Here is a 15,756-nt window from a genome sequence, read left to right on the forward strand (position 1 = left end):
GCCCGTCTTGACGCCGGAAGAAAAGCGGATCTACGGTGAGCGCGAGCTACGAGTTCCGGTGTCCAAGCCCTGGCTGGCCGGACGGCAACCCTCGACGCAGTGGGGTGCCCCAGGTGACGGCTCGGCGGATCTCATGTTTCTGCAAGTGCGCTCACCTCGGCCCCGTGGCGGGCCAGAACCCGGGAGGACGGCATGGCGACGCCCTTGATGCTGTGCTCCCGGCTCCATGTCGACCTGCTGCTGGTCTCCAGCTGCCTGTGTAAGGGCTGAATCCCGCCCTTCCTGGGCATCCCGGCCCTCTTGGGCTTCCCGCCCTTCCTGGGCTTTTCCCGGACCCTCCTGAGCTTTCCAGGGCCTTCCCGGACTTTGCCGTGCCGGCACACCTGTCGTCGGCCCGGCTCGCACCACTTCCCCTCTCATGACCTCGCACGCCGTGGCGCGACCCCGCGTCCACGGCCGCCTCACGCATCCCCTGACGCGGAACAGAGAGACCTCTCATGCCACTTCACGACGGCCCGACACCCGGCAGATCCCTCCGGTCGGACAGACCCCGGCGATCGGGCGGACCCCTCCGGTCGAACAGAGCGCTCCGGTCGGACAGTGCGCTCCGCTCCGGTCTCGGCGCGATATCCCTCGGCACCGCGTTCTTCGTGGCGCTGACCGGCTGCACCAGCAGCAAGGACGGCGAGACCACCAGCTCCGCCGCGGCGATCACCGTCGGCACCACCGACCAGGTCACCAGCATCGACCCGGCGGGATCCTGGGACGCGGGCTCCGGCACCATCGAGAGCGAGGTCTACGCGACCCTGCTCGCGCAGAAGAACGGCTCCGCGGACGTCTCCCCCGACCTCGCCACCGGCATCAGGCTGACCGGGCCCAAGGAGTACACGGTCACGCTGAAGAAGGGCCTGAAGTTCGCCAACGGCCATGAACTCACCTCCTCGGACGTGAAGTTCAGCTTCGACCGGGACCTGAGGATCGCCGACGAGAACGGCCCCTCGTCGCTGCTGTACAACCTCGCCTCGGTCGCCGCACCGGATGCGACCACCATCGTCTTCACCCTCAAGTCGGCGAACGACACCCTGTTCCCGCAGGTACTGTCCACGGCCGCCGGCTACATCGTGGACGAGCAGGTCTTCCCCGCGGACAAGATCCTCGACGACACGTCGATCGTCGCGGCCAAGCCGTGGAACGGGCCGTACGGCATCAGGAGTTACGACAAGAACTCGCTGGTGTCCTTCACCGCCAACGCGCGCTACCAGGGCCAACTGGGCACGCCGAAGACCGAGAACGTCCAGCTGAAGTACTACACGGACGCCGGGAACCTGAAGCTCGACGTCCAGCAGGGCACCATCGACGCCGTCTACCGCACGCTCACCACCGCCGACCTGGGCGACCTCGCGAAGCAGAAGGGCGTCGAGGTCCACACGGGATCCGGCAACGGCATCCGCTACATCGTCTTCGACTTCGCCACGCAGCCCTACGGCACCAAGACCAAGAACGCCGACGCCAAGAAGGCCCTCGCCGTCCGCCAGGCCGTCGCCGACTCCGTGGACCGCTCCCAACTCGCCCAGCAGGTCTACAAGAACACCTACCAGCCGCTCTACAGCTCCGTCCCCGACGGCCTGACCGGCGCCACCGCCTCCTTCAAGTCGCTCTACGGCGACCAGCAGGGCGGCCCCGACAAGGCCGCGGCGGCCGCCCGGCTGAAGGCGGCGAAGGTGAAGACCCCGGTGACCCTCAACCTCCAGTACAACAGCGACCATTACGGCTCGTCGTCCGCCGACGAGTACGCACTGGTCAAGACGCAGCTGGAGGCCACCGGACTGTTCAAGGTGAATCTCCAGTCCACGGAGTGGACCCAGTACGGCAAGGACCGCGTCAAGCACCTCTACCCGGCCTACCAGCTCGGCTGGTACGCCGACTACCTGGACGCCGACAACTACCTCTCACCCTTCTACGCGGCCAACAGCTGGGTCGCCAACGGCTACAGCGACCCCGCCGTCCGCGCCCTGATCAAGAAGGAGGAGACCGAGACGGACCCGGCGGCCCGGACCGAGCTGCTGAAGCAGGCGCAGGACAAGGCCGCCGCCCAGGTGCCGCTGCTGCCGCTGCTCCAGGGCTCCACCGCGATCGTCACCCGCACCGACATCACCGGCGTGCCGGACGAGCTGGACGCGACGTACCAGTTCCGCTGGGCGGGGCTCGCGAAGAAGTGAGCACCTCGACGCAGGAGACCCCCGGCGCCGTCGCCGCTCCGGCCGACGGCGCCGCCGGGTACGGCCTCGCCCGCTACCTGGTGGTCCGCTTCCTCCTCATCATCCCCACCGTGCTGATCCTCGTCAGCCTCGTCTTCTTCCTGATGCGGCTCACCGGAGACCCGATCAGCACGGCCTTCGGCGACCGCCTCACCCCCGACCAGCTGCACGCCAAGCTCCATCAGGCGGGCTACGACCGGCCGTTGCTCACCCAGTACCTGGACTACCTGCGCTCGCTGGCCACCGGCGACTTCGGGCGCACGGTCACCGACAACCAGCCGGTGACCCATGTGCTCGCCACCTACGGGGCCGCGACCGTCGAACTCGCCTGCTACGCCCTGCTGGTGGCCCTGGTCGTCGGCGTCCCGCTGGGCATGGTGGCGGCCGCCCACCGCGACCGCGCGCCGGACGCGGTCCTACGGCTGTTCGCGATCCTGACCTACGCCACCCCCGTGTTCTTCGTGGGCCTGCTGCTGAAGCTGGTCTTCGCCATCGGGCTCGGCTGGCTGCCCTCGTCCGGCCGGGCGAGCACGAACGTCCAGCTCTTCCTCCAGAACCAGACCAGCACGACCGGCGTGTATCTGATCGACGCCCTGCGCAGCGGCGACACCACGGCCGTCACGGACGTGCTCCGGCACGCGGTGCTGCCGGCCGTCGCCCTGGGCCTGCTCGTGGCCGGCGTCCTGCTCCGACTGGTGCGCACGAACCTGATCGGCACGCTCTCCACCGACTACGTGGACGCCGCCCGCTCCCGGGGCGTGGCCCCCCTGCGCCTGGTCACGCACCACGCCGCCCGGCCCGCCCTGATCCCCGTCGTCACCGTCCTCGGACTCCAGGTCGCGGGGCTCCTCGGCGGCGCCGTGCTGACCGAGACCACCTTCGAGTGGAAGGGCCTCGGCTATGAGCTGGCCCACTATCTGACGGCCCGTGACTTCCCGGCGGTGCAGGGCATCGTGGCCCTCTTCGCCGTCGTCGTGGCGGTGACGAACTTCCTCGTCGACGTCGTCGCCGCGCTGATCGACCCGCGAGTGAGGTACTGATGGCGCTGGTCCTCGTACGACGCCTGCCGCCGCGGCTGCGGCTGCGGCTGCGGGCGGGCGCGGGAGTGCAGCGGGCCATGCTGGTCACCGGGCTGGTCCTGACCGCGCTGTTCCTCCTCGCCGCGCTCCTCGGCCCCTTGCTCGCCCCGCACGGCTACGCGCAACTCAGCGACGGCGGCGGCCTGTTCGGTTCGCAGCAGCATCCGAGCGGGGCCCATCCCCTGGGCACCACCATCGCGGGCTACGACGTCCTGTCCCGGACGATCTGGGGCGCGCGGACCGCGCTGCTGATCATCGTGGCCGCGCTGATCCTGTCGGTGGTCCCGGGCACGCTGCTCGGACTCGTCTCCGGTTACCTCGGGGGCAGGCCGGACCGGCTGCTGGTGGGGCTGGCGGACGCGCTGTACGCGTTCCCGCCGCTGCTGCTCGCCATCGTCATGTCGATCGTCATCAGCGGCGGCCGGTCGGGCCTGGCCGGCGGTCTCGGCGCGGCCGCCTGCTCGGTCGCGGTGTCCTTCGTACCGCAGTACTTCCGGGTCGTACGGGCCGAGGTGATCCGGGTGAAGGCCGAACCGTTCGTCGACGCGGCCCGGGTGATCGGCACCGGGCCATGGCGGATCATGACCCGGCACGTGCTGCGCAACTCGGTGCGCACGCTCCCGTTGATCTTCACGATCAACGCGTCGGAGGCCATCCTCACCCTGGCCGGCCTCGGCTTCCTCGGCTTCGGCATCGAGCCCAACTCCGCCGCCGAATGGGGCTACGACCTCAACCGGGCCGTCGCCGACGTCACTTCGGGCATCTGGTGGACGGCGATCCCGCCCGGCCTGGGCATCGTGCTCACGGTCCTCGGCACGACGCTGCTCGGCGAGAGCCTCACCGACCTGGCCGACCCGCGCCTGCGACGCCGTAGCGGCGGGTCCGCCCCCGACCCGGACGGCGGCACGGACGATGACTGATCTGCTGCGCATCGAGGATCTGCATGTCGGCTTCGCCACCGACGCCGGTCCGGCGCCCGCCGTGCGGGGAGTCAGCCTCCGTGTCGCCCCCGGCGAGGTGCTGGCCCTGGTCGGCGAGAGCGGCAGCGGCAAGACCGTCACCGCCCGGTCGGTGCTCGGCCTGCTGCCCGACACGGCGAGCGTCCGCGGGCGTGTCCTGCTCGGTGACGGCACCGCCGAGCCCGCGGAGGACGTCCTGGCCGCGCCCGCCGCCCGGCTGCGCGCCCTGCGCGGCACGCGGGCCGCGATGGTCTTCCAGGAGCCCTCCACCGCGCTGAACCCCGTCTTCACCATCGGCTGGCAGCTCACCGAGGGGCTGCGCGCGCACGGGCGCGGCGGCAGCAGGGCCGAACGGCGCGCGCTCGCCGTGGAATGGCTCGACAAGGTCGGCATCCCCGACCCCGCCACCCGGGTCGACCACTACCCGCACCAGCTCTCCGGCGGCCAGAAGCAGCGCGCGGTCATCGCCATGGCCCTCGCCCTGGGCACCCGACTGCTCGTCGCCGACGAACCGACCACCGCCCTGGACGTCACCGTGCAGGCCGAGATCCTGGAACTGCTCCATCGCTGCCGCACCGATTTCGGCACCGCCGTCCTGCTCATCACCCACAACATGGGCGTCGTCGCCGACCTCGCCGACCGGGTGGCGGTCATGCGCGCGGGCGAAGTGGTCGAACAGGCGCCGGTGCGCGAGCTGTTCGCGGCGCCCGGCCACCCGTACACCCGCGAACTCCTGGCCGCCGTACCGGACTTCGGATCGGGCCCACGCGCCACGCCGCCCTCCGCCGACGGCGGGACACGGCCGGGCGACGGCACCGCGCGGCCGTGCGACGGCGGTACGCAATCGGTCGACGGCGGGACGCGGCCGCTCGACGGCGAGGCGCGGCCGGTCGTGCGGGCCGACGGGCTGGTCGTCGACCACCCGGGGCGGCTGGGCCGCAAGTCCTTCCGAGCCGTGGACGGGGTCGGCTTCGAGATCCGGCCGGGTGAAGTGCTCGGGCTGGTCGGCGAGAGCGGCAGCGGCAAGACCACCATCGGACGGGCCATCGCCGGCCTCACCGCGGTCACCGGCGGCCGGCTGGAGGTCTTCGGGCAGCCGACCGACAGAAGGCGCAGGCCGGCCGGGCGGATCGGCTACGTCTTCCAGGACCCGGCCACCAGCTTCGACCCGCTGCTGACGATCGCCGGGAGCATCGCCGAACCCCTGGTCGTGCACCGGCGGGAACTGGGCGCGCAGGAGATCCGGCGCCGCGTCGAGGCGCTGCTCGCGTCGGTGCAGCTTCCCCGCTCCTACGCGGACCGCTATCCGCACGAACTCAGCGGCGGCCAGCGTCAGCGCGCCGGGCTCGCGCGCGCCCTCGCACTGCGGCCGGGACTGCTGATCGCGGACGAACCGACCTCGGCGCTGGACGTCTCCGTACAGGCCCGGGTACTCGACCTGTTCGCCGGACTCCAGCGGGAACTGGGCTTCGCGGCCCTGTTCATCAGCCATGACCTGGCCGTCGTCGAGCAGGTCGCCCACCGCGTGGTGGTGCTGCACCGTGGCAGGATCGCCGAGCAGGGCACCACCGGCCAGGTCCTCGGCAGCCCGCAGGACGACTACACCCGCCGGCTCGTGGCCGCACTGCCCGTGCCCGACCCGGTCCGGCAGGGCAGGCGCCGGCCGCGACCCGTACAGGAAGGAGTGCCCGGCGCATGAGCGACGGCACACTGATCGACGAAGTACTGCGCAGCACCCCTGTCTTCGACGGGCACAACGACCTCCCGGCGGCGCTGCGCGCGCGGTCCGGCTACAGCGTCGAGGGCCTCGACGCCGGCCGCCCGGAGCTGCACACCGACCTGCCCCGGCTGCGGGCCGGCGGGGTCGGCGCGCAGTTCTGGTCGGTCTACGTCCCCTCCACGCTGAGCGAGCCCGAGGCCGTGGTGGCCACGCTGGAGCAGATCGACGCCGTCTACCGGCTCGCCGCCCGCTACCCGGACGCGCTGCGAATCGCGTACACGGCGGCCGACGTGGAGCGGGCGTACGACGACGGGCGCATCGCCTCCCTGCTCGGCATCGAGGGCGGGCACAGCCTCGCCGAGTCGCCCGGCGTTCTGCGCTCCTTCGCCCGGCTGGGTGTGCGGTACGTGACCCTGACGCACAACGACAACACCTCGTGGGCCGACTCCGCCACCGACGAGCCGGTGGTCGGCGGCCTCAACGACACCGGCCGCGCCATCGTCGCGGAACTGAACCGGACCGGCGTCCTCGTGGACCTCTCCCATGTCGCCGAGTCCACCCAGCGCGCGGCGCTCGCCGTGTCCACCGTCCCGGTCCTGTTCAGCCACTCCTCGGCGCGGGCCCTCAACGACCACCCGCGCAACGTGAGCGACGAGGTGCTGGCGCTGCTGCCGGGCAACGGGGGCGTCATCCAGCTGACGTTCGTGCCCTACTTCATCTCCGCCGACGTCGCCGAGTGGGGCCTGGCGCTCCAGGAGGAACGCGCGCGTCTGGAGCTGCCCGCCACGCCGTGGAGCTGGCCGCGCGCGCCACGGCCCGGCGAGGACCCGGCCGAGGTCGCCGACGAGCACGCGCAGGCCCTCGACACGGCTCCGGACGACCGGTTGACGTCCTGGCTCGACGCCCATCCGCGCCCCGAGGTGACGGTCGCCCAGGTCGCCGACCACGTGGAGCACGCGCGGGAGGTGGCCGGTGTGCACCACGTCGGTCTCGGCGGCGACTACGACGGCGTCGACCATCAGCCGACCGGCCTCGCCGACGTCTCCGGCTATCCGGTCCTGCTGCGCGAACTCGCCGACCGGGGCTGGTCGCGGCCCGAACTGGAGGCGCTGACCGGCCGGAACGTGCTGCGCGTGCTGCGCGCGGCGGAGGAAGGCGCCACCGAACCGCTGTGGCCGACGGTGCCGCTGAGGTGACGAACGGCTCCGCTCCCGCGCCGGTGCGGGCCGACTCGCGCGGCCTTGACATCCGCGGGGGCGGGCGACGTACGGTGAACCGATCGGTTTCTCATGGGTGGAGGCCCTCGATGCGGGTATCCGGCACGGCACCGCAGGGTGTGTGCTCCGGCCTGCGCCTGATCGTCCGGCGGCATGTCGACTACTGCCGCACCTGCTCCGCGGTGTGTCCTTCCACGCCCGGCTGACCACCGACGGTCTGTTCCCACGGGTCGCCGTGCGGCCCGTCGGACCGCGGCACCGATGCGCCTGCGCGCGCCGTGCCCGGTCGTCTCCGCCCTCCCCCGCTGCCTCGCCGTGCCCGCCCGGCTTCCGACGCCGTGCCGGGCCGCGCGTTCCCGTGCTCCGGAAGCAACCGGAAGGAACCTCCATTGTCCGGCCCCGCCCTGCACCTCGCCGTCGAACTCGACGGCGACGGCGCCCATCCCGCGGCCTGGCGCCGCGCCGCCCACGCACCCGACCAGTTGCTCACCCCGCGCCGGGTGGCCCGGCTCGCGGCCGTGGCCGAGAACGCCGGGTTCACCCTCATCACCCTGGACGACGGGGTGCTGCCGCCCGGTGGCACGCAGGATGTCGTCGGCCGGATCGGCGCCGTGGAGCGGGCGGCCTTCGTCGCGGCGTCCACGAGCACGATCGGGATCGCGCCCGTCGTCCCGCTCACCTATGCCGAACCCTTCCATGTCTCCAGCCAGTTGGCGTCCCTGGACCACATCTCCACCGGCCGCGCCGGGTGGGTCGTGACGGAGGAGGACCGTCCGCAGGCGGCTCGCGTGTGGGGGCGGCCGCCGGTCGTGGACCCGGCCGCGCGGGCCCGGGAGTCCCGGGACGGGGTCGAGGTGGTGCGCGCCCTGTGGGACTCGTGGGAGGACGACGCGGTCGTCCGGTCGGTCGCCACCAGCCGCTACCTCGACCGCGACCGGCTGCACTACATCGACTTCACCGGGGAGACGTACGCCGTCAAGGGCCCGGCGATCGTGCCGCGTCCGCCGCAGGGCCAGCTCGTGGTTCTCGGCCGGCCCGACCAGGTGCCCGCCGCACAGCTCGACATCGCCCTGGTCGAGGGCCGTGACACGGCGTCGGTCGCCGCGGCCGCCTCGACAGCCGGTACGCCCCGGGTCTTCGCCGAGGTCGAGGTGGCACTCGACACGCCGGAGGCGACCGCCGCCGAACGCGTCGCCGCCCTGGAGCGGTCCGCGCCGTGGGTCGACCGCGGACGGCTGCGGCACATCGGCTCCGCGGCCGGACTCGTCGCCGTACTGGCCGAGTTGAGCCGCCACGTGGACGGGGTCCGGCTGCGTCCGCTCGTGCTGGACGAGGATCTGCCGGTCCTGTCCCGGCTCGTCCTGCCAGCTCTCTCCGAACGGCGCCTGACCGCACGTCCGTTGCCGGGTAGGTCCCTGCGTTCGACCCTGGGCCTCGACCGCCCCGCCAACCGTTTCGCGGCCGCGGCCGTCCAGGAGGAGACCCGATGACCCGCACCGACCCCCACGACGTTCCCCGGCCGGACGCCCGGCTGCACTTCGGCGTGTTCTTCCAGGGCGTCAACCACTGGACCGTCTGGTCCGCCCCCGACAGCGGCTCGCAGATCGACCCCGCCTCCTTCCGGAAGGTCGCCCAGACCGCCGAACGGGGCCTGTTCGACGCCTTCTTCCTCGGCGAGGGGCTCCGGCTGCGCGAGGTCGACGGCCGGATCCACGACCTCGACGTGGCCGGACGCCCGGACGCGATCACCCAACTCGCCGCCCTGGCCGCGGTCACCCGCCGCATCGGCCTGGTCTCCACCTCCAACTCCACCTTCAACGAGCCCGCCGATCTCGCCCGCCGCCTCTCCGGCCTCGACCTGCTCTCCGAGGGGCGCGCCGGCTGGAACGTCGTCACCACCGACAACGCCTGGACGGGCGCCAACTTCCGGCGCGGCGGCTACCTCGACCACGCCGACCGCTACCGGCGCGCCGCGGAGTTCCTCACCGTGGCCCGCGCCCTGTGGGACGGCTGGGACGACAAGGCGACGGCCGACTCGGTGGCGGCGCCCGCCTGGTCGGCACCCGGTGCCGTACGCCGAGTACGCCACCGGGGACGGCAGTTCGACGTCGACCTCGCCCCCACCCTGCCGCGCAGCGCCCAGGGCCACCCGGTGATCTTCCAGGCCGGCGACTCGGGCGAGGGCCGTGACTTCGCCGCCGCCCACGCGGACGTCATCTTCTCCGCGCACGGCACCGACTTCGACGACGCGCTCGCCTTCGCCGAGGACATCCGGCGCCGGCTGCGGGCGGCCGGACGGCCCGAGGACGACCTGCGGATCCTGCCCGGCACGGAGATCATCATCGGCGCGACCGAGGCGGAGGCCGAGGAGAAGAAGCGCTGGATCCGCCTGCAACAGGTCACCCCCGCCACGGCGTTGGGGATCGCCGGACTGCTCTGGGGCATCGACCTGTCGGACCGCGACGCCGACGGCCCGCTGCCCGCGGAGGACCCCGTCGTCGCCGACAACGACGGCTCCTTCGGGGCACGGCGGGTCGCCGACCCGCGCACGGTGGTCGCCGAGTGGCGGGCGAAGGCCGAGGCGGCGGGCTGGTCGCTGCGCGAGACCGTCATCGCGCTCGGCCCGCAGCGCGGCCACGTCGGCACCCCCTCCGGGCTGGCCGACAAGTTCGCCCGGTTCGTCCGGCACGGCGCGCTCGACGGTTTCAACGTCACGCCGTATCTCATCCCCGACGGCCTGGACGACATCGTCGACCTCCTCGTCCCCGAACTCCAGGAACGCGGGGTCTACCGCACCGAGTACAGCGGCACCACGCTGCGCGAGCACCTGGGGCTGCGGGCCCCGTCGGCGCATCGCCCGGTGGCCGAGCGGCAGGAGGCCGGCTGACCGTCCCCGACGCTCGGCTCGGCCCGCGGGGAGACCCGCGCGGCGGCGCGGCACACCGGTCCCGGGATTTCACCCCGGCGTGCCGCGCCCCGGCGCCCGAACGCGCCCGCCCCGGCGCTAGCGTCCCTCTGAGCACCGCGGCCGCCCGCGGTTCCGAAGGAGGGCGATCCGTATGTACGGTCGTACGACAGGCCGATGGCCGGCCGGTGAGCTTCTCGAGCTGACCACGGGCCGTCTGCTGTCGACCTGGCAGCTCGACGTCCCGGCCCTGGTGCTGATCGTCGCCCTGGCCGCGGGCTACGGCTGGGGTGTGCTGCGGGTGCGCCGGCGGGGCGAGGTCTGGCCGGCTGGTCGGGCCGCCGCCTTCGGGCTGATCGGCCTGGGCGGGCTGGCGGTGGCCACGATGTCCGCGCTCGCGGTGTACGACCGCGTGCTGTTCTGGCCCGCCGCCGTGCAGAACGTCCTGCTCGACCTCGTCGTCCCCCTCGGGCTGGCGCTCGGCGATCCGCTGCGGCTCTCGGTGGAGGCGCTGCCGGCCGCCGCCGGGGCCCGAGTCCGCCGGGCCGTGTCCGGTCGGCTCGTCCGCGTGCTGACGTTCCCCCTGGTCAGTACGGCGCTCGTGCTCGCGACGGAGCTGACGATCTACTTCACGCCGTACTTCGCGACCGCGCTGCGCGTGGGCTGGCTGCACGAGGTGATGTACCTGCATCTCCTCCTGGCGGGCTGCCTGTTCGTCGTCCCGGTGCTCACCCACGAGAAAGCGCTGCCCGCCTGGTGCACGCACCCCGTACGGGCGGGGCTGGTGTTCCTCGACGGTGTCGTCGACGCGGTCCCCGGCGTCGTCGTCATGACGCACGGCACGCTGATCGCGGGTGCCTGGTACGCGCGCCACGCGCCGTCCTGGTCCCCGGACGTCGAGCGCGACCAGCAGCTCGGCGGCGGCGCCATGCTCAGCATCGCCGAGCTGGTCGCCCTGCCGTTCCTGCTGGCGCTGCTGTATCAGTGGGCCCGCGCCGAACGCGCCGAGAGCAGGGTCCTGGACCGGCGCCTCGACGCGGAGTTCGCCCTCGCGGCCGCGCCGGGGTCGGAGGCGGGGGTGGGGTCGGGGGCGGCATCGGTGCCGAGCCACGCGCAGGCTCCCTCCGCCGACCGGGTCCGCCCCTGGTGGGAGACCGAGCAGAACGACGTCGCCGTCCGCATCCGACGCCAGCGGGGAGAGACCTGACCTGTGCTCCGGCGCGGGGAGCGGCGCGTACTCAGTCGCCGATCCCCGCCTCCCGCTTGCGCAGACGCAGCACGTAGTCGCTGAAGAGGTGCCGGCCGCGGTCCAGCAGTTCCCCGACCTCCGGATCGAACAGCCGCGTGTCCGCCGACGGATGCCACCCCTGCACGCACTGTCCGGCCCAGTCCCGCAGCTTGACGTCCGGATCGTCCAGCAGGCCGACGGCCGCCCGCAGCGCGGTGATGCCGCCGGCCGCCTCGAGCAGCCGGAAGGCTCCGACGCGGACGTGCCGAGGGCGCTCGGGGCCGGTGCGCGCCAGGAGCCAGTCGGCCGGGAGGTCCTTCGCCGAGGGGAGCAGCGCGGTGGTCGTCTCGCGGACGACCCGGGGGGCGGGGTCGTCGAGCAGCGGCCGCAGCCGCCCGGTGTCCGCGCAGTCGAGCGTGTGCAGCCCGGCGACCGCCCCGGCCCGTACCCCGGGCACCGGATGCGCGAGCAGCGCGCGCAGCACCCCGGCGTCGGCGCGGTCCCCGCACTCGGCCAGTCCCCGGACCACGCCGGGCGGCGGCCCGGCCTCGCCGGACGCCGAACACCGCTGCCGGTACCAGGCCAGGGGGTCCCCACCCGCCTGCCGTACGACATAGCGGGCGCAGGCCCGCACGAGTGCGGACCGGTCGGCGAGGAACGGCTCCGCCTGCCGGGTCCGGCCCGCCCGCCGCAGCCCGGTGACGCCGGCCGACCGGGTGCGCGGGTTGCGCGCGGACAGCAGGAGCGGCAGCACGTCGTCGTACGCCGTCTCCTTGTGCGACTCCTCCTCGTGCGCCGCTTCCGCGCCGAGCGCCGTGAGCGCCGCGGTGGCGCACAGGTCCTGCACCACGGCGTCCTCGTCCCGGACGGCCGCGCGGGCCAGCTCGACGGCGTCGAGCAGCCCGCGTTCGGCGGCCAGCCGGTGGGCGAACCGCCGGACGGCGCGGTCGGGGGCGGCCAGGAGCGGGGTGAACCGCTCGCGGGGCATCTCGCGCAGGACCTCGTCGAGCAGTCCGACGGCGAAGTCGCCCCGGTCACGGCGGCCGAGCCGCAGCACGAGCGACGCGAGGGCGGCGGCGGCCTCCGCGTCCAAGGACTCCCGCAGCACCTGCCGCGCGGACTGGCGCACCGGGCCCACCCAGTCCGTGCAGCGCACCACGATCAACGGCAGCAGTGCGGGGTACGACGGCGAGCGGTGCACCGCCTCCTGGCGGATCCGCCCGTTGCGGTGACAGAGCGCCAGCGCCTGGCGCGACTCGTCGAGCGGGGGCGCGTCGGCGAACGCCCCGGCCGCGCGCTCCCACTCCGGTAGCAGCGGCGGGAGACTCCAGTGCGTCTCCCGCACCCCCGCGTCGAGCGCGAGCCAGTCACCGGGGTCGTCGACGTCGAGCGTGCGGCGAAGCGCCGCTCCTTCCGCGAGCCGCCGCGCCGCCGCGGTGCCGTCCTCGATGTGCTTGAGCATCCGCGTGTCCTCCCCGCCACCTGCGGTTGTGCCGGTGATCGTAGGACGCGGCCGCCCGCCGGGGCACGCGGTTTACGGCGGCCGCGGCAGGCCGCGTCCGTGCCCGCCGGGACGAGCCGCCTCGCGACTGTGCGTTCCGCGCGTTCAGGATGCGTTCAGGGTCGCTCTGCGAAGGTCACATGTGCCAGCCGTACTTGACGGCCGGAAACCCCCCAGACAGGGCACTCGCCGCTCCCCGCCGAGTGCCCTGCCGCACGATCGGACGGGAGCACAGGAAAGTGGACATGCAGGAGGCACTCACCGACCTCGACGTGGCGGGCGCGTCGGGCGCGCCGGGCACGGCCAGGTCGGTGATGAAGAAACTGCCCGAGGTCACCCTCGCGTTCTGGCTGATGAAGATCGCCGCGACGACCCTCGGCGAGACCGCCGGCGACCTCTTCGCGCAGACTCTGAAGCTCGGTTACTTCCTCACCACGATCGCGCTGTTCGCGCTGTTCGTGGTGACGCTGGTGGTCCAGCTGCGGTCGCGCCGGTACAACCCGTTCTTCTACTGGACGGTGATCCTCTCGACCAGCATGGCGGGCACCACGATGTCCGACTTCATGAACCGTGACGCCAGCGCCAAGTACCTCTCGGGCGGCGCGACGAAGCTGGGCTGGGGTCCGCAGGGCCTGGGGCTGGGCTACCCCGTCGGCGCGGCGATCCTCATCTCGATCCTCCTGGCGATCTTCCTCGCCTGGAGGCTGAGCGGGATGACGTTCGAGATCCGCGACATCGTGACGTTCAAGGGCGAGGCCCTGTTCTGGTCCGCGATCCTCGTCTCCAACACCCTGGGCACCTCGATGGGCGACTTCCTGTCGGACAGCTCCGGGCTCGGCTACGCGGGCGGCGCGCTGCTGGTGACGGGGGCGCTCGCCGTGCTCGTCGCCCTGATGAAGGTGCCGGCCGTCCCCAACGTCCTGCTGTTCTGGATCGCCTTCGTCCTCACCCGGCCGCTCGGCGCCACGGCGGGCGACCTGCTGACCAAGCCGGCCGCCAAGGGCGGCCTGGACCTCGGCACCGCGGGTTCGTCGGCGGTCCTGCTCGCCGTCCTGTTCGGCCTGATGGCGTACGCCCAGGTGAAGGAGCGCCGGACGGCGACCGCCGGCCAGGCGTAGCGTCCGGACGGCGACCGCGGCCAGGCGTGACGGCCGGTCGGCCCCGACGACACGCCCGTACGGCGCCGGGCACCCGCCCGGGGCCGTACGACCGGGGGTCCGCCGGTGGGTGAACGCGGCGATGAGTTCCGTTCGGCGCGGGAGTCCTTCCCGGGGGACGCGCGTGCGCCCCGCAGTTCCGGTCGCCCAGGGAGGCTTTCCGCGTGGACGATGTCGTGGTCCGAGGAGTCGTTCGACCCCACCGTGTGCTGTCGGGTTCGTGGGGGGAGGTGATCGCCTCGAACCTCGACTACCACCGGGCCACGTTCCGGTGGAAGTGCGAGGGACTCTCCGAGGCGCAGCTGCGCCGACGGGCCGTGCCTCCCTCGGAGTTGACCCTGCTCGGCCTCATGCGCCACCTGCAGGGCGTCGAACGCCACTGGCTCCAGCGGACCTTGGCGGGCACGACCCCGGCATTCCCCCCGTACAAGACCTATGTCACCGCCGCGGGCGACGAGTGGTACGACGACTCCGATCCCACCCCGGCCCGGGAGGTGTACGAGGACTACGTGCGGGCCTGCCAGGAGTCACGGGAGGTGTTCGCGCGGGCCACCGCCGACACCGCGCGCATCGTGCCGAACACCGAATTCGGCGCCACCGACGTGCGCTTCGTCCTCGAGCACGTCATCGAGGAGTACGCCCGTCACGTCGGGCACGCGGATCTGCTCCGCGAGGCCATCGACGGCAGCACGGGTGAGTGATCCGCCGTCCGGGCGAAGGCCGCGGCGAGTCGGTCGAGCAGGGGCGCCGCGACGGGGTGGGGGTCGCGCAGCGGGGTGATCGCGTAGATGCCGCGCGTGGGGGCGTCCACCAGGTCCACGGTCGTGACGTCGGCGCGCAGCGCGCGGGTCAGCACGCCGGGGATCAGCGCGATGGCGTGTCCGGTGGCCACCAGGGCCAGTTTGCCGGGCAGATCGGCCGCCGTCAGGTCGATGCGGGCGCTCACCCCGGTGCGGGCGGCGTGCCGGTGCAGGAGTGCCGCCGAGCCGTCGTCGTCCTCGGCCCACGTCTGGTCGGCCAGCGTCCGCATGTCCGCCGGGCCGCGCCCGGCCAGCGGATGGTCGACGGGCAGGGCGACGACCATGGCGTCCAGGCCGAGGAACCGCCGGTCGATGCGCGGGTCGTGGGGCAGCCCCGGCGGCGCGTCGGTGACGACGGCGACGTCGAGGTCGCCCGCGCTCACTCGCTCGTGCAGGCGGGGACTCAGGCCCGGCAGCAAGTCCCAGCGAAGGGCGGGGACTTGGTCGCGCAGCGCCCGGACGGCCGCGGGGACGATCCCGGCCGCGAGCGAGGGCGTCGCACCGATGGCCAGCGGCCGTACGACGGCGCCGTCACCCGCCTCTCGTACGGCGCGCACGGCGCGGTCCGCCTCGTCGAGCGTGGCGACGGCGTGCCGCCGGAACACCTCGCCTGCGGGCGTCGGGCGGACACCGCGCGCGTGGCGCTCCAGGAGCGGTACACCGAGTTGCCGCTCCAGACCGGCGATCTGGCGTGAGACGGCGGACTGCGTGTGATGGAGCTCGGCGGCCGCCGCCGAGAGCGAGCCGAGCCGGCACACGGTGACGAAGGTCCGCCACACCGTCAGGTCCATCCGGCCAGTATGGCCGGTCGGTACGGCCGGTCGGTATGCGCGTCCCGCAGACCGGGTCTGCGGATTCCGCGCTTGTGGCGGATGCCGGGGCGTACCACCCTGACGTGCATGACCGCACCGCAGACGAGCGCGTCCACCGAG

At 73.2% G+C, this 15,756-nt stretch carries 12 protein-coding genes and 1 riboswitch; of the genes, 10 read left to right on the forward strand and 2 right to left on the reverse strand.

The features are described 5' to 3' along the window. Positions 1-44: 44 nt before the first annotated feature. Positions 45-154: riboswitch (SAM riboswitch) on the forward strand. Positions 155-650: 496 nt separating this feature from the next. The 8 genes from WN71_RS24015 to WN71_RS24050 all read left to right on the forward strand — a co-directional run bounded on the left by WN71_RS24015 (position 651) and on the right by WN71_RS24050 (position 11,345). Next, the gene (locus tag WN71_RS24015) at positions 651-2,219 is read left to right on the forward strand and encodes an ABC transporter substrate-binding protein (protein WP_240529737.1); all 1,569 of its coding nucleotides are present in this window, start codon (positions 651-653) and stop codon (positions 2,217-2,219) included. Continuing rightward, a complete protein-coding gene (locus WN71_RS24020) occupies positions 2,216-3,298 on the forward strand; it encodes an ABC transporter permease (protein ID WP_046588096.1) in 1,083 nt (360 codons plus the stop codon). Before WN71_RS24015 ends, WN71_RS24020 begins: the two co-directional genes overlap by 4 nt. Further along, positions 3,298-4,257 (forward strand): ABC transporter permease, encoded by a 960-nt coding sequence (locus WN71_RS24025; protein WP_046588098.1) that lies wholly within the window; start codon positions 3,298-3,300, stop codon positions 4,255-4,257. Before WN71_RS24020 ends, WN71_RS24025 begins: the two co-directional genes overlap by 1 nt. Next, the gene (locus WN71_RS24030; protein ID WP_046588100.1) at positions 4,250-5,995 is read left to right on the forward strand and encodes a dipeptide ABC transporter ATP-binding protein; all 1,746 of its coding nucleotides are present in this window, start codon (positions 4,250-4,252) and stop codon (positions 5,993-5,995) included. Before WN71_RS24025 ends, WN71_RS24030 begins: the two co-directional genes overlap by 8 nt. Next, positions 5,992-7,212, forward strand: a complete 1,221-nt coding sequence (locus tag WN71_RS24035) for a dipeptidase (protein WP_046588101.1) — start codon at positions 5,992-5,994, stop codon at positions 7,210-7,212. Before WN71_RS24030 ends, WN71_RS24035 begins: the two co-directional genes overlap by 4 nt. 410 nt (positions 7,213-7,622) lie before the next feature. Further along, a complete protein-coding gene (locus WN71_RS24040; RefSeq protein ID WP_046588103.1) occupies positions 7,623-8,723 on the forward strand; it encodes an LLM class flavin-dependent oxidoreductase in 1,101 nt (366 codons plus the stop codon). Further along, positions 8,720-10,120, forward strand: a complete 1,401-nt coding sequence (locus WN71_RS24045) for an NtaA/DmoA family FMN-dependent monooxygenase (RefSeq protein ID WP_046588105.1) — start codon at positions 8,720-8,722, stop codon at positions 10,118-10,120. The genes WN71_RS24040 and WN71_RS24045 overlap by 4 nt, the downstream gene beginning before the upstream one ends. Before the next feature lie 172 nt (positions 10,121-10,292). Beyond that, positions 10,293-11,345 carry a cytochrome c oxidase assembly protein gene (locus tag WN71_RS24050; protein ID WP_046588108.1) on the forward strand — a complete coding sequence of 351 codons (1,053 nt, stop codon included), beginning with the start codon at positions 10,293-10,295 and terminating at the stop codon, positions 11,343-11,345. Positions 11,346-11,376: 31 nt separating this feature from the next. On the opposite strand, the gene WN71_RS24055 is transcribed toward WN71_RS24050, so the two are convergent. Then, a complete protein-coding gene (locus tag WN71_RS24055; RefSeq protein WP_046588109.1) occupies positions 11,377-12,828 on the reverse strand; it encodes a hypothetical protein in 1,452 nt (483 codons plus the stop codon). A gap of 284 nt (positions 12,829-13,112) precedes the next feature. On the opposite strand from WN71_RS24055, the gene WN71_RS24060 reads away from it, so the two are divergent. Together WN71_RS24060 and WN71_RS24065 are read left to right on the forward strand one after the other, a co-directional pair. Then, the gene (locus WN71_RS24060) at positions 13,113-13,985 is read left to right on the forward strand and encodes a COG4705 family protein (protein WP_079178059.1); all 873 of its coding nucleotides are present in this window, start codon (positions 13,113-13,115) and stop codon (positions 13,983-13,985) included. 269 nt (positions 13,986-14,254) lie between these two features. After that, positions 14,255-14,725: a DinB family protein gene (locus WN71_RS24065; protein WP_240529738.1), complete on the forward strand. Its 471-nt coding sequence runs from the start codon at positions 14,255-14,257 to the stop codon at positions 14,723-14,725. Here WN71_RS24065 and WN71_RS24070 read toward each other — a convergent pair. After that, a complete protein-coding gene (locus WN71_RS24070) occupies positions 14,668-15,615 on the reverse strand; it encodes a LysR family transcriptional regulator (RefSeq protein WP_046588111.1) in 948 nt (315 codons plus the stop codon). The two genes, WN71_RS24065 and WN71_RS24070, sit on opposite strands and share 58 nt — an antisense overlap. Between the last annotated feature and the right edge of the window lie 141 nt (positions 15,616-15,756).

Origin of the sequence: Streptomyces mangrovisoli, from assembly GCF_000974985.2 — a bacterium.
GTDB classification, from domain to species: Bacteria; Actinomycetota; Actinomycetes; order Streptomycetales; family Streptomycetaceae; genus Streptomyces; species Streptomyces mangrovisoli.

Bases quoted from the DNA above. Each gene is read 5' to 3' on its own strand.
- WN71_RS24070 (WP_046588111.1), bottom strand. From the start codon at position 15,615: ATGGACCTGACGGTGTGGCGGACCTTCGTCACCGTGTGCCGGCTCGGC.
- WN71_RS24035 (WP_046588101.1), top strand. From the start codon at position 5,992: ATGAGCGACGGCACACTGATCGACGAAGTACTGCGCAGCACCCCTGTC.
- WN71_RS24030 (WP_046588100.1), top strand. From the start codon at position 4,250: ATGACTGATCTGCTGCGCATCGAGGATCTGCATGTCGGCTTCGCCACC.
- WN71_RS24055 (WP_046588109.1), bottom strand. From the start codon at position 12,828: ATGCTCAAGCACATCGAGGACGGCACCGCGGCGGCGCGGCGGCTCGCG.
- WN71_RS24045 (WP_046588105.1), top strand. From the start codon at position 8,720: ATGACCCGCACCGACCCCCACGACGTTCCCCGGCCGGACGCCCGGCTG.
- WN71_RS24025 (WP_046588098.1), top strand. From the start codon at position 3,298: ATGGCGCTGGTCCTCGTACGACGCCTGCCGCCGCGGCTGCGGCTGCGG.
- WN71_RS24050 (WP_046588108.1), top strand. From the start codon at position 10,293: ATGTACGGTCGTACGACAGGCCGATGGCCGGCCGGTGAGCTTCTCGAG.
- WN71_RS24060 (WP_079178059.1), top strand. From the start codon at position 13,113: ATGCAGGAGGCACTCACCGACCTCGACGTGGCGGGCGCGTCGGGCGCG.